This window comes from Bacillus sp. NEB1478 (assembly GCF_031582965.1).
GTDB lineage: Bacteria > Bacillota > Bacilli > Bacillales > Fictibacillaceae > Fictibacillus.
The window spans coordinates 3,072,495-3,086,808 of the sequence record NZ_CP134049.1 but is presented as its reverse complement, the minus strand read 5'-3'; the positions used below and the strand labels follow the sequence as shown (position 1 = coordinate 3,086,808).

Sequence of the window (14,314 nt, the reverse complement as noted above, 5' to 3'; positions counted from 1 at the left end):
GTGGTTGTATTGAAATCAATTGACCCGAATACGCTTTCCTTAAAAGAAAATTATAAGTTTCTAACCGGCAGTATTATTCCAAGACCGATTGCTTTTGTAAGTACTTTATCAGAAGAAGGGGTCCTTAATGCTGCACCTTTTAGCTATTTTAACGCGCTGACAGCTGATCCGCCTCTTATCGCCATATCGATTGGCAGGAAAGATGGCGTGCAAAAAGATACATCGCGAAACGCAGCAGCAAAAGGGGAGTTTGTTGTTCATATTCCAGATGAATCGTATATTGAGGCGGTAAACAAAACGGCGGCAAATCTCCCGCCAGATGAAAGTGAAGTGGATCTTGCTAAATTAACTCCAGTTGATTCTATTAAAGTAAAGATCCCTGGAATTGCTGAGGCAAATATAAGAATGGAATGCGTGGTAGAGCAGATTATTCCGTTAGGAGGAACACCGGAAAAGCCTGCAACAGACCTCCTGATCGGGAAAGTTGTACACTATCATATCTCAGATGATCTTTATAAAGATGGGAAAATCCATGCTGGAAAATTACGTCCTGTAGGTAGACTTGCAGGTACAAATTATACAAAGCTCGGCGAATTATTTTCACTGGATCGACCTGAATAATTTTTTTTATAAGTTCTCTCTTTAAAAGAGGGAGCTTTTTGTTTTGTCAAAAAACGACATTGTGGACAAGTATACAAACGAAAGCAGGAGATTGTCACTAATCCATAAGAAATAAAAGTAATTCCAAAATTAGGAAAAAATGCCTTGTTTTTATTATTTTTAACTAGGTCATGTGTATGATGAAGTCTTCTTTAAATTTGAGAATGTTGAATAAAATCAATCTTTACACCATTTTCAATATGCTAAAAAAGGATACATTGAATCATTTTCTAAGCATGTTTTCTCATTTTTTTACAAATCTCTATAAATTTTTTGAAGTCGGTTCCTTTGAACTGAGTCTTAAGACATTATTTTCTACAATAATTTCATAAATAAATAATCTATGGGTTCAAATAGTCGCAAATATAATAGATCGAACTCGTGCAAAGGGTTTATTTTCCATTTTCAGCGTTTTAAAACGACAAATTCTAACATTTATTTACAGCATTTATCCGTTATCGTTTATTTAACAACAAAGAATTACTAAATTTTCAAAATTTAAACAGGAGGTGTGATAGGGATTTACTTTTTATTGGTTATTTTGTACGACAAAAATGAATAGGGAGGGAAAAGCAACGTGAGTAAAAAACGGAGAAATTTTAGATGGTTATCCGTATTTTTAACTTTTTTAATGATCGTACCAATGATGTTCCCGTCTCAAGCAAATGCCGTATCAAAAGACAAACCTTCCACATCGGCACGAAAGGCACTAGTCGATGGAGGGAAAAGTAAGATCTCCTCAAAACTCAATGAACAATTTAGTAAGAAGGACAAAGTTACTTTCCTCATAAAGTTTCAAGATCAAGTAGATACAGCAAAGGTAGCAAAGGCTGCCGTAAAAGAAGCTAAAACACAAAAGTTAACTGGAAAACAAACAAGGTTAATGAAACGTTCCACAGTTGTTTCCTCACTTCGCGCAATAGCGCTCGAAACTCAAGATCATGTGAAAAAATATTTAGAGAAGCAAGAGAAGGCAGGAAAAGCGGAAAAAGTCCAATCTTTCTATGTTGTTAACGGCATGGCTGTAACGGCTACGAAAGAAGTTATGGAACAAATTGCTGCTTTCCCTGAAGTTGAAAAAGTCCTTCCAAATGAAACAAGACAGCTAATTCAACCTGTAAGCTCAGTTAAAATCCCAGAAAAAAAATCTTCTTTACAAGTTGAACCGAAAAGCGAAACATCATCCATAGAATGGAATATTGATCGTGTAGGAGCGCCTGCTGTATGGAATATGGGCATTGACGGTTCTGGTACTGTTATTGCTTCGATCGATACAGGTGTTCAATGGAATCACCCGGCTTTAAAAACAAAATATAGAGGGTATAATCCTCAAAACCCAGATGCTCCTGATAATCAGTACAACTGGTTTGATGCAGTTGGCGGACAAGCAGCTCCGTATGATGATTTAGGACATGGATCACATACTACCGGAACGATGGTAGGGTCTGAACCTAACGGAGCAAACCAGATTGGCGTTGCACCTGGTGCAAAATGGATTGCTGTAAAAGCATTCTCTGCAAATGGTGGAACAGATGTTGATCTGCTTGAAGCGGGAGAATGGATTTTAGCACCAAAAGATGCTCAAGGAAATCCCCATCCGGAAAAAGCGCCAGACGTCGTGAATAACTCATGGGGCGGCGGACCAGGACTCGATGAGTGGTACAGAGAGATGGTAGCAGCATGGCGTGCGGCTGACATCTTCCCAGAGTTTTCGGCAGGAAATACAACCATTTTTAATCCAGGAGGACCGGGTTCTGTTGCTACCCCTGCAAACTATCCTGAATCATTTGCAACAGGTGCAACTGATATAAACGATCATCTGGCGAGTTTCTCACTGCAAGGTCCATCACCATATGATGAGACAAAACCTGAAATTTCCGCACCTGGGGTAAACATTCGTTCATCTGTACCTGGAAGCGATTATGAAGGCGGATGGAACGGAACGTCGATGGCAGGTCCTCACGTAACCGCGATCGCTGCTATGCTTCGTCAGGTAGATGCAAATTTATCAGTTGAAGAGATGGAAGAAATCTTGATGTCTACAGCTACACCGCTAACAGATGCCACATTCCCTGAGTCGCCTAATAATGGGTATGGACACGGACTGGTAAATGCTTTTACTGCCGTCTCTTCTGTTATTACCGGTTTAGGTAGAATTGAAGGAACGGTTACGAAACATGGTGAAGATAATGTTGCGCCTTCTATCACCCATGAAGGGCCATCACAATCATATAAAGGAATGCCTATTAATCTAGAAGCTCAGGCTTCAGATGATATCAGCGTAACTTCTGTAGTATTAAGCTACCTAAATGAAGATGGAAGCTGGACAGACATTGCTGCTGAAAGAACGAGCGGAGACTACAAATCTGGTACTTATACTGCAGTATTGCCAGGTTCTGCTCTCAACGGCGATCAAATCGTTTACAAATGGAAAGCAACGGATTATGGCGGTAATGAAACGTCAACGGATAACTATACTGTATCGCTGCTGCCGGGTATCTCTGTAGGATATGAAGAGGATTTTGAAGGAGATGCAACAGGATGGTCCTCTTACGGAGCAAACAACAGCTGGGAAAAGGGAATGCCAACAAGTGGACCAGGGGCAGCAAACTCTGGTACGAATGTTTATGCGACAAATCTGGATGGAAATTACGATAATAAAGCAAACATGACACTTGTTATGCCTCCAGTTGACCTTCCGGAAGGAGACAGCTACTTACAGTTCAAGCAGTGGCATGACTTGGAGCGCAACTACGATTACGGACATGTTTTTGTATCAACAGATATGGAAAACTGGACACAAAAACTTCGTGTTAACTCCACATCTGGCGGGTGGATTGATGGAGAAGTAAACTTAAGCGAATACGCAGGACAACGTGTATATATCGCATTTAACGTGACAACAGATGGTTCTGTTGTAAAAGCAGGATGGTATTTAGATGATGTAAAACTGCAAAGTCAGCCATTATCAACTGCACAAAAAGCGAAAGTAACAGCAGCACCGGCTGTTGAAAAATTAGCTTCTGCTGAGGCGAAACCGAAAGTGGATCCAGCCAAGATTTTACCGGTAGAGCCGATTTTGAAAAAGGATTCTGTTAAAGATAACGCAGCACCGATGGTATTACCGATTCAAGCTGAAGTGAGTGTACTTGAGACAGGCAGATCCGTTTACACAAATCCGCAAGACGGATCGTACGGTATGACACATGCTGCGGGAACTTTTACGGTGATGGCTGAAGCTTACGGTTATCGTTCAGCTTCCCAAACTGTAAATATTGAAAGCGATGGTGTTGCAGCAGCTAACTTTACACTTGAGGAAATTCCTAAAGGTACAGTTTCCGGTTCGGTTACAAATCAAGTAACCGGAGAACCAGTAGCAGGGGCAACGGTTATGCTTATGGAAGATGCAGCGGTGGCACCTGTCGAAACTGCAGCAGATGGTTCATATGAAATGACTGCTTACGAAGGAGATTACACTTTAAAAATTGTTGCGCCATCCTACTATAGCCAAGAAGTTTCGGTTACGGTCAATGGCGGAGATAATACTGAGCAAGACATAGCATTGAAACCATTTATCGGATACCCCGGAGAAATCGGCTATGATGATGGTACAGCTGAAAATGCACGTGCATTCTATGATGCAGGTAATGGCTGGGCAGTGAAAATGTCACTTGCTTCCGGAAATGAAAGAGCAATGGTAACAGGCGGATTATTCCGATTCTGGGATACTGAATGGCCAATTCCAGGCGGAACAGATTTCCAAGTAGCGGTGTATGACGCTAGCGGCCCAGATGGAACACCAGGTAAAAAGTTAGCAGGACCTTTTAATGAAACAGCACTTCGAAATGGTGAATGGACACATATCGACTTAAGTGAACATGGCATCATGGTAGAGGGAGACTTCTATATGGTGTACATCCAATCACAGCCAAATCCAAACACTCCGGGTCTTGGGACAGATGAAGATGGCGAGTGGTCAGGAAGAAGTTATCAGTTAGTAGGCGGGGCATGGTCGCCATCACCTGAGGATGAAGGAAACTATATGATCCGCGCAACGGTGAACTACGAAGTAACGGCGCCAGTAATTACTTCACCTGCCGATGGATCATTTACAAATGATGAGAACGTAACTGTATCAGGAACAGCAGCACCAACTACAACTGTTAAAATTTTTAACAATGGTGAAGAAGTAGCAAGTGCTGCAACAACGGATGAAGGTACATTCTCAGCTGATCTTACCCTAAATGATGGAGCTAACCGATTAACAGCAAAAGCGGTAACAGAGTCTGGATCAACGGATGAATCTGCACCAGTAACGGTGACACTTGACCAGGCAAAACCAAGAGTAACGATTACTTCGCCGACTGATGGCATGAAGACGAATCGTGAATCTGTAACTGTAAAAGGCAACGTTAATGAAGCAAATCTGGATTGGGTAAAAGTGAACGGACAAAAAGCGAAGGTAGATGCGGATGGCAACTATAGTCATCGTATGCTGCTAGATGAAGGAGAAAACGTGATTAAAGTTGTAGCTCAGGACAAGGCAGGAAACCGCCACTCTAAATCAGTGAAGGTTTATGCGAAGTTCGAAGCTCCAGTTGTCCAAAACTTGAAACCTGATACAGATAAACAACTGAAAAGCGGTGAATCCGTGAAAATTGAATTTGACAGTGAGCCAGGGTTAGATGCGGTATTTGTAATCCACATGCCACTGACAAATGCGAGTATAACGGCAAACGCTACGGAGCTTCCGATGCGAGAAACGTCTGAAGGGCATTATGAAGGTTACTACACAGCAACATCCAACGTAAAAGCACCAGGAGCTGTTGTAGAAGTTATCGCTTCAGATGACTATGGCAATGAAACACACGAAACAGCAGCAGGAAAATTGTACATTAACGCTAAGAAATAAAATAAAGACCGGGTTCTTCCTATAAAAGAGGGAGTTCTCGGTCTTTTTTTGCAATATCATAAGGTTAACTTGTTTGCAGTAGGGTAATTCAAAGCAGAAACACGTTAAAGTCGATAGTATAATTGCAACTAAGGCTGACGTAAAATGCTTGAGTCAGCCAAGTTTTCTTTATGAATTGCAACCACGTTTGATGAGTTAATCACGCGAATTTTGATGATAATATTGCGGATTTTTCTTTATTCTCGCGGATTATTTGATAGATCGGCGAGTCGACGTGATGTGACAAAACGCACTAATGAGACACCTTGTTCATTTAATTGTTTTTGTAATCGCCATAATATGTGGAAATCGGATACATAATATGTGTTATGATGATATGGATGTGAATTTGAGGAGAGTGGTTTAATGAACGAACATTCAAAGTATGATATTCGTGAGTGGAAGAAGAAATTAGCGCCATTTGAACGCCCGCGTATATCAGCAAGTGTATGGCAGTTGATTAATTCAGTTGGGCCGTTCCTAGTTTTATGGGTATTAGCCTATCTGAGTTTAAATATATCGTTTTGGTTAACATTAGTTTGTGCGGTTCCTGCTGCTGGCTTTTTAGTTCGTACATTCATCATTTTTCATGATTGTACACACTATTCGTTCTTTAAAAGCCGTAAAATGAATCAAATCGTTGGCATGTTTACGGGCTTATTTACGTTTTGTTCGTATGAACAGTGGAAAAACAGCCATGCGACACATCATGCAACAAACGGAAACTTGGAAAAGCGCGGTGTAGGTGATGTTTGGACGATGACATTGCAGGAATATGCAGATGCATCATGGCTAAAACGTTTGCAATATCGCGTTTATCGCAACCCAATCGTATTATTTTTAATTGGACCATTATATATCTTTTTGATCGAGTACCGTTTTAATGCGAAAAATGCTTCGAAAAAAGAAAGAATCCACGTTTGGATCACAAACGTTGTGTTAGTTTCAATTGTATTGGCAGTCGGATTTACGATTGGCTGGAAAGCATTCCTTTTAGTCGAACTGCCGATATTCTATATTGCCACATTCTCAGGCGTATGGCTTTTTTATGTACAGCATCAGTTTGAGGATGGTTACTTTGAGAATAACGAAAAGTGGAACTATGTTGAAGCAGCCTTGAAGGGAAGTTCTTTCTACAAGCTTCCAAAAGTACTGCAATGGTTCACAGGAAATATCGGATTTCATCACGTTCATCACCTGAATTCACGTGTTCCAAACTATCATCTTGAAAAAGCGCATAAAAGTGATCCAAGACTTCAAGATGTACCAACATTGACGTTATTATCAAGTTTAAAATCACTGAATTTTAAATTATGGTGTGAGCAGTCTAAGAAATTTATTGGTAACAGAGATATCCGAAACTTTATAAGAAAAAATAAAACCGCATAATGTTGTGTGAGCCGTCTTCAAGGAGCGTCGAGTAATCGTTTCTGAGAAGATGGCTTTTTTTGTTTGCACCGAACGCCTATATTTAAACATATAATGCTAAGAAAACGAAATCATCTGCATAGCTTTAATAAAAGGAGGAGGCGAATGAGGTTAAATGTAGAGTATCTGCCATTAAGTAAAATCAAACCTGACCCTGCAGTTCATGTTACTGAGCATGTTAAAAAATTAAGAAATATGATGTGGGACTGCATGCACATTATTGTAGTGAAAAAAAATAGTAAGGGTCATTATTCGATTGTGAGTGGAAAGGACCGCTTCGAATATCTTCGAAAACATACAAAAAATAAATACGCGCCATGTATAATAGATGAGAATAAGATTACAACAGAGATCAAATATTGGATGCGGAAATGGTTTCATTCCCAGACCTTAGAGCAACACAGACAACTACCATTTTTGGAGCCATTTACACCAAAAAGCTTATCCATCATAAAACTGTTTTTGAAACAAGAACCATCTTTTAAAAAGTTAAATCCATTTCAAAAGCTTAAGGTCCTTTTAATAGCTGTTCAATATAAGAAAACAACGATTCATTGCATGAGATTAATGATGAATAGCCTTCATAAAAAGGGAAACTGATTTCGGCCGGAAATCAGTTTTTTTGTGTTTTGCGTAATTATTACTATAATAAATAGGGACAAGGCTCCGTAGCTCAGTGGATAGAGCGTCGGTTTCCTAAACCGTGCGTCGGAGGTTCGAGTCCTCTCGGGGCCGCCATTTTCTCAAAAAAAACGTGTACGCCTCAATTACGAAGGTACACGGTTATTTTATATCCCATAAGTCACTTAGTTTTATTGTTGGATCTACTCTTTTAACAGCAGATAATACTTTCCGAATGGTAATCATTCTCGGGTTTTTATTCGGGTTTTTCGCTAAATTTTCAGCAACTTTTCTTTCAATTCCAGAGGCGCGGATTAGCCAGTCTGTATCTCTATTATGTCGTTCGAGCCATCTGCCAAGTTTACTGCGTTTCTGCTCCACTTTTTCCATATTTGATGATACCCCCAAGTCATATTCCTTTTTCTCTATATTTTTAATTACCCGATTGTAAAATTTTAAAACTTTTTATTATACACATCCGTACATCTTTTGAACTAAATGGAAATAAACAAACCATTAATAAGATAGATAATTTGCACTTTGTTAGGAGTAAATACCTAAAAATCACAAAAACAGAAAAAATAAAAATGTTTTTGTAATATAAATTAATCTTCTTTTTTATTATTTGAATTTTGCAATTATTTATTTTATAGTGAATGAAAAGGGGTGTTTGTATGGAAGAGGTCAGAAATCTTTTGCACGGAATCAATAGAAAATATAATCTCTTATTGAAAAATTATTGCAAGGAAGTTGAGGGGAATATATCTCTTGTTCATTGTCAGATTCTCTTTGAACTTCAACATCATAATCAGCCGTCCATGCAGCAGGTTGCTGATTTGATCGGGGCTGATATCACAACTTTCAGCAGACAGATACAATCCTTAATGAAAGCTGATCTCGTAAAAAAAAGTGCAAACCCGGATGACAAAAGGATCTATTTTTTAACATTAACCGAAAAAGGAAAACAAACAGCAGAGAAAATAGACCTCTTAATGAAAGAAAGCTTAACTGATGGTTTCTCACATTTGAGTGAATTTGAACGCAGCACGGTCATGCACTCTTTAAAACTCGTTACACAGCAAATGAGACCTCCGAGTCCTTTGTAGGAGAACAAAATAAAAAGAGTAACTGGAGTGTCCAGGTACTCTTGTTTTCATAATTTGAATGTGATTATTAATCATACATCTATCTATCTGTCAGCTAATGTTTTTCTTTCCTTACTGAAAGAAGTAAGTGAACCAGCAGCTGCTGTAATTGTGGGTCATGAATGTTTTTCTTGGTGAAATGACGTTTAATTAAATCACGTATAATCACTTCACTCATTTTTCTTTTCCCCCTTTCATTTGTGTTTTCTCCATAATTCTAGCTTAATCGATAAAAACCCTTTTAAATGTCGAAACAATAGTACTCGTTCCCTAGTTTTTAAGAAGAGTAAATGATAGCAGGACATTAGGTATAGATTTTTAGTAAAAAAAAACCAGCCTAACGGTTAATCCGTTTAGCTGGTTTTATTCGTTACTTTTTTCGGGCTAAGTATAGGGCAACAACATGCTGTTTTGTGATTTGGCCACCGTGTTTCATAATAACCTCTTCAATTCCATCGTATAAGGCTTGTTTTTGTTCCACTGGCAAAACTTGATGACCAGAATGGGTGTTTAGTAGTCCTATATATTCTTCTGGTTTATATAATTGTTCCCATTTGTATGTATGGACTTTTAATTGATGGAAGTGCTCGGACTCCGTTGTTTGGAGGCTCCGGTTTTCAATGACTTCTTCTACAGCAGGTACATCTCTGTCATCCAGATGAGGGGCGTGTTTTTTGTATATAGCACTTATTTCTTGATAAACAGGTTCTTCGGAAGAAACATGTTCAAACCAAAAAAAGGCGATTACACCATCTTCTTTTAGACAGGAAGCTGCTTTTGGATATCCAATTTGAGCTGGAATAAAATGAAAAGCAGTTCCTGAAAATGCGAGTGAATAAAGAGCATCCTTCGATTCCCATCCCTCAAAAGGAGAATGAATCACATGAACGTCTGGATAGTTTAAAAATTTTTCTTTAGTGAGTTTTGCTAAATTTTCACCGTATTCAATACAGGTAATATTTTCATAGCCCATGTTTAAAAATCCTTCTGTCGCTTTACCTGTTCCGCAGCCAATCTCCAGAAGAGAGTCATTTCTATCGAGGTTTGCATACTGCATGATATCGGTGAACATTTCATTCGGATAATTTGGACGGTATTTTTCATATGAAGAAGCAATGTAATTAAACGATTGTTTAAGTGAATTCATCAGAAACAGCAACCTCTCTAGTATAATTAAGGAAAATGATACCAAAAAAGCAAGGAGATTGAAAAGTGTAAAATGTAACAGGGGTCTGTCCCGGGTCTGACCCCGGGACAGACCCCTGTCTTTTTTATTCTTTTATGTTTTGTCCCATTGAATGGTTCCAAAGAGAAATTCTTCCTTGAAGGCTCAAAAATAGTTCCTGCAGATTATCCAGCACCTCAAAGGTGAAGGCTTCTCAATGATAAGGAAAGACAATGTTCCAAAAAGAAGCGAACAGTTCAGAGTCGGACACGATAAAGGAAACAACATGTTTTACAACGTTTTTCAAAATCGTTCACCAACTTCCATTTAAAAAAGCCAGCCATAGCTGTAAAGCCTGGCCAACTTTACACTATAATATGAAGCATCTTAATTGTATGAAACGGCTATTTGTTTAAATCAGAGATTTCTTTCAAAAAATGTGTGTATAACTATAAATCCTCAAGAGCCAAAAGTGTTCTATTTCTTTTCTTTTTTTTCATATGATAGAGAGTGGAAAATGAAGAAAAGGGGGGGCTTTATGGAAAGGGATTATTTAAGATGGTCCGAACATCCGTATGCGGGAGAACAATTTCCCCCTGCAAATCCAGTTACGCCTGAAGCAGGATCTTGGCCGATGTTTTTTATAACGAGAAGAGGCGAGGAGTTCATTGATCCTTTTGGAAGGACAATCAGGTGGAGAATTAAAAATCCAAATACGATTGATTGGGCAAGTGAACTGCTTGTTGTTCAAAAGACACTGCAGAATATAACGCCTCAGCAAATACAGATCGCTCAATATTGGGGCACGGGAGAGGTAAGCAAACAAGTTACTCCGATGATTTATAACTTAATGGAAACGTACGGTATCGCTTCTACAAGAGCTGCAAGGTTTTTGGGTCTGTACCAAGCGTCAGTAAATGATGCGTTTGTGATGACTTGGTATTTTAAATATTTATGGGATGTTGCTAGACCTTGCCAATATGATAAAAACATGAAGACGATTCTATTTACACCGCGCTTTCCAGGTTACCCATCTGCACATGCAACAATGGCTGGATGTACTGAAATGATATTAAGCTACTATTTTCCGCAAGAAAGTATGAGAATTAAACAAATCATGGAAGAGTGCGCAATGTCTCGATTATATGCAGGAGTCCATTTTAAAGTGGACAATGATGAAGGATTATCTTTAGGAAGACAGATCGGGGAAATGGTCGTTGCATTAATCAAATCGCAAAATGTTAATTAGTCATTCGTTGATTTAAAAGCAAGAAGGTCTAGGAAGTGAAGGTTTGAGGAACAAAGCGAATTACAGATACGTTAGTACCGGAGAAACTAAAGTGGCAACGTATTTAATAAACAAAAAACCGGACGCCAATGCCCGGTCTTTTTGTTTGGTATCTAGTTTTTTCTATAAACATATTCTTCTTTCGGCTTTTCGATTGTTTTCCAGCTCTTCACCTTAACATAAGGTATTTCTGATTTAAATGGCTGATAATACATCGTTTCAATTTCTCCATTAATCTGAATCCATTTATCATCTGGGAACTTGGTGCCTTTAGGAAACTCGACCATCATTCCAAAAACTCCAGAGTCAGCGATACAATGGATGATACCAAACCGAAGGAGGAACAGCTGGTTGCTTTTCGTTTTTGACTCCTCATCATTATATGTGAAGCCTTTGAATTTAATATTTTTTCCGAGAAAAAGACCTGGTTCGTAATAAATGCTCTCCATACCTTTTAGATAGTTTTCATCGTTTAACACGATATTTTTTTGATCCGTAAATGATTTTGATTCCTTTTTCATAATACTTTGATAGCCTTCTGCACCATAAAAAACACTTCTGTCAGGTTTTAAAAACTGGTGTTCTCCGTAATCATCCTTGTTCTCTACTCCCTTAAAATGAAAACCCTTTGTTTTTACTGTTTGCGCATCAAGGGATGCTATCGGGAAAAACAGTCCTGAAATGATCGGGAAAATAAGAACAATACTAATAAAAATACTTTTAAGGCGGGATGGCTTTTTATGGTCATGCCCGCAATCAGGCAGAGCACATGATTCACCATCATGATGATGATGGCCGTCATCATCACCTTTTGCGTAAATATAAAATTGAACAAGAGTTAATAAACCAAGTATGAAAATAGCTGAAAAAGAAATATAAGAATACTTCATGTTGATGTATTTGCTTATGTTTCCGGTCGCGTGAAGATGCATAAACAAAAAGGTAAAACCGGTCAATATTAAAATTCGTATCATTTGTTACGCACCTCCTTTTTAAAAGAATAATGATCCGATTAAGACGAGTACGGTAATATATCCGATCAAACTGAACACAAGTTTCTTTCTAAAAGAACCAAGCATCATTAAGACGTTTTTGATATCAAGCATCGGTCCCATTACTAAGAATGCAACAATTGAACCGATCGTGAATGTACTTTGAAAGGAAGAGGCAATAAATGCATCCGCTTCAGAACAAAGGGATAATACAAAAGCTAAGCCCATCATTACAAGTGATGATGAAACTTGACCTTGTCCGATTTCTAATAACGTTGAAGTTTTTACATACGTCTGCATGCTTGCTGCGATAAAAGCACCGATTACTAAGTATTTCCCCACAGAGAAAAATTCTTCGACAGCATGAACTAGAGTCCCTGTTATTTTGTTGGAGAGTGATAATTTTGGTGCAGGCTCAACAGTTGCAGCCATTTCTGCGTGTGCGTGGTGACTAGAAACAGCACCTGTTTCTGTTTTGAGCACACTTGTGTTCTTAAATTGTATAGAAAGGATAAAACCTACAATCATCGCTACGATCATCGCAAGTCCGCCTCGGTAAACCATTACATCCCATTTGTTTCCGAATGCAACATAAGTAGAAAAAAGAACAACTGGATTTATAACAGGGCCCGTCAACATAAAAGGAAATGCTGCATAAGCGGGTACACCTTTTGAAATCAGTTTACGTGTAATCGGAACAATCCCACACTCACAAGCTGGAAAAATTGCACCGATAACGGTTCCGAATAATACAGCTAATATTTTATTTTTCGGCATAATTCGTGCCACCATTTCTTCGGTAACAAACATTTGAATGATACCTGCGATAAGCACACCTATAAGAACAAAAGGCAGTGATTCAATCAGGATGCTGATGAACACGGTATTCATTTGATAAAACGTTTTGTCAAACATCCCAACACCTCCAAACCATTAACAATAAAATTGTTAAATCTTAAAATTTCATAAAGTGAACTACTATACAATAACTCCAATATACAACAAAAATCAAAGGAAATTTTATCTTAAGTAAAGAATTACATAATGTCGGGAAATGGGGTCTGACCCCAAACAATTTATTTCCCGCGCTGAAATTGAGCAAAAGGGGGCATGTGATGAACCATTTTGAGCTTCGTCCGAAACGCCGTTCGGCATTTCGGATTTCGCTAGGTAAAAAATACTACACGATGAAACGATACCTAGAATGGTTTACAGACAAGAAGAAATATGCAAAAATCGCAAAAAACGAAAAACTGCCTTTTGTCAGTTTTTCGCATAGAACTGTATTGCTGCGTAAATTAAAAGACGTAGACATGTGGTTTCAGCACAACAAAGTAAAAAATCTCAGCATTGCCATTCAGAAATTGAATGGTACTCTCATTAAACCAGGTGAGACATTTTCGTATTGGAAAAGTATCGGGACAACGACTAGAGCAAAAGGATATGTAGATGGAATGGTTTTGTTCTATGGAACCTTTCAAAAAGGAACAGGTGGAGGATTATGCCAGCTTTCAAATCTCATTTACTGGATGACGCTTCACACTCCGTTAACCGTAACTGAGCGACACAGACACAGTTATGATGTATTCCCTGATTCCAAACGGACACAGCCTTTTGGGAGCGGAGCAACTTGTGCCTACAATTACCTTGATCTTCAAATCCAAAACAATACGGATCAAACCTATCAGCTTTATCTTTATTTAACAGATACACACCTTGTCGGAGAATGGCGCACGGAAAACGAAGAACTTCATAGCTATCATGTTTATGAAAAGGAACATTGGATCACGCCTGCCTATTGGGGTGGCTATCTTCGTCACAACCTTATCCATCGAAAAGTGTTTAACAGACAGAAGAATCAAATTGATGATCAATATGTAACTGAAAATCATGCGATTATGATGTATGAACCACTCTTAGAATCAACCCAGCAAGAAGCATAGACGCAAAACCCTTGGCCCATTACATTCGGACCAAGGGTTTTTTATTTATTCTTTAAGCTCTGTTATTTGATAGTGTTGATAATCCTTGGAAGTCAGAAGTTCAGAAATTCTTTCGTATTGT

General features: G+C 38.6%; 12 protein-coding genes and 1 tRNA gene. 8 read left to right on the top strand and 5 right to left on the bottom strand.

Annotated elements, in window-relative coordinates; translation table 11 throughout:
• Nucleotides 1–9: 9 nt before the first annotated feature.
• From RGB74_RS15520 to RGB74_RS15500, 5 genes are all read left to right on the top strand, one after another.
• Complete coding sequence (locus RGB74_RS15520) at nucleotides 10–621, top strand: flavin reductase family protein (RefSeq protein ID WP_310760201.1); 612 nt, start codon at nucleotides 10–12, stop codon at nucleotides 619–621.
• A gap of 616 nt (nucleotides 622–1,237) precedes the next feature.
• Entirely contained in the window at nucleotides 1,238–5,572 is a 4,335-nt protein-coding gene (locus RGB74_RS15515) for a S8 family serine peptidase (RefSeq protein ID WP_310760200.1), read from the top strand.
• Nucleotides 5,573–5,977: 405 nt separating this feature from the next.
• Nucleotides 5,978–7,000 (top strand): Delta(5) desaturase DesA, encoded by a 1,023-nt coding sequence (locus RGB74_RS15510; protein WP_310760199.1) that lies wholly within the window; start codon nucleotides 5,978–5,980, stop codon nucleotides 6,998–7,000.
• 144 nt (nucleotides 7,001–7,144) lie between these two features.
• Nucleotides 7,145–7,639 carry a ParB N-terminal domain-containing protein gene (locus RGB74_RS15505; protein WP_310760198.1) on the top strand — a complete coding sequence of 165 codons (495 nt, stop codon included), beginning with the start codon at nucleotides 7,145–7,147 and terminating at the stop codon, nucleotides 7,637–7,639.
• 62 nt (nucleotides 7,640–7,701) lie between these two features.
• A tRNA-Arg gene (locus RGB74_RS15500) sits at nucleotides 7,702–7,777 on the top strand.
• Between the two features lie 45 nt (nucleotides 7,778–7,822).
• Here RGB74_RS15500 and RGB74_RS15495 read toward each other — a convergent pair.
• Nucleotides 7,823–8,050, bottom strand: coding sequence for an XRE family transcriptional regulator (locus RGB74_RS15495; RefSeq protein WP_310760197.1), 228 nt, complete (start codon nucleotides 8,048–8,050; stop codon nucleotides 7,823–7,825).
• A 284-nt stretch (nucleotides 8,051–8,334) separates the two neighbouring features.
• On the opposite strand from RGB74_RS15495, the gene RGB74_RS15490 reads away from it, so the two are divergent.
• On the top strand, nucleotides 8,335–8,766 hold the full coding sequence (locus RGB74_RS15490; RefSeq protein ID WP_310760196.1) for a MarR family winged helix-turn-helix transcriptional regulator: 432 nt from the start codon (nucleotides 8,335–8,337) through the stop codon (nucleotides 8,764–8,766).
• Nucleotides 8,767–8,860: 94 nt separating this feature from the next.
• Here RGB74_RS15490 and RGB74_RS15485 read toward each other — a convergent pair whose 3' ends face one another.
• Together RGB74_RS15485 and RGB74_RS15480 are read right to left on the bottom strand one after the other, a co-directional pair.
• On the bottom strand, nucleotides 8,861–8,983 hold the full coding sequence (locus RGB74_RS15485; RefSeq protein ID WP_310760195.1) for a hypothetical protein: 123 nt from the start codon (nucleotides 8,981–8,983) through the stop codon (nucleotides 8,861–8,863).
• Between the two features lie 192 nt (nucleotides 8,984–9,175).
• Nucleotides 9,176–9,952: a class I SAM-dependent methyltransferase gene (locus RGB74_RS15480; protein WP_310760194.1), complete on the bottom strand. Its 777-nt coding sequence runs from the start codon at nucleotides 9,950–9,952 to the stop codon at nucleotides 9,176–9,178.
• A 556-nt stretch (nucleotides 9,953–10,508) separates the two neighbouring features.
• Here RGB74_RS15480 and RGB74_RS15475 point away from each other — a divergent pair.
• The gene (locus RGB74_RS15475; RefSeq protein ID WP_310760193.1) at nucleotides 10,509–11,219 is read left to right on the top strand and encodes a vanadium-dependent haloperoxidase; all 711 of its coding nucleotides are present in this window, start codon (nucleotides 10,509–10,511) and stop codon (nucleotides 11,217–11,219) included.
• A gap of 152 nt (nucleotides 11,220–11,371) precedes the next feature.
• Here the strand turns inward: RGB74_RS15475 and RGB74_RS15470 are convergent, their stop codons facing one another.
• Together RGB74_RS15470 and RGB74_RS15465 are read right to left on the bottom strand one after the other, a co-directional pair.
• Nucleotides 11,372–12,232: a TIGR03943 family putative permease subunit gene (locus RGB74_RS15470; protein WP_310760192.1), complete on the bottom strand. Its 861-nt coding sequence runs from the start codon at nucleotides 12,230–12,232 to the stop codon at nucleotides 11,372–11,374.
• Between the two features lie 18 nt (nucleotides 12,233–12,250).
• The gene (locus RGB74_RS15465; RefSeq protein ID WP_310760191.1) at nucleotides 12,251–13,165 is read right to left on the bottom strand and encodes a permease; all 915 of its coding nucleotides are present in this window, start codon (nucleotides 13,163–13,165) and stop codon (nucleotides 12,251–12,253) included.
• Between the two features lie 200 nt (nucleotides 13,166–13,365).
• Between RGB74_RS15465 and RGB74_RS15460 the strand changes: the two genes are divergently transcribed.
• Nucleotides 13,366–14,193, top strand: coding sequence for a VanW family protein (locus RGB74_RS15460; protein ID WP_310760190.1), 828 nt, complete (start codon nucleotides 13,366–13,368; stop codon nucleotides 14,191–14,193).
• Nucleotides 14,194–14,314: the final 121 nt, after the last annotated feature.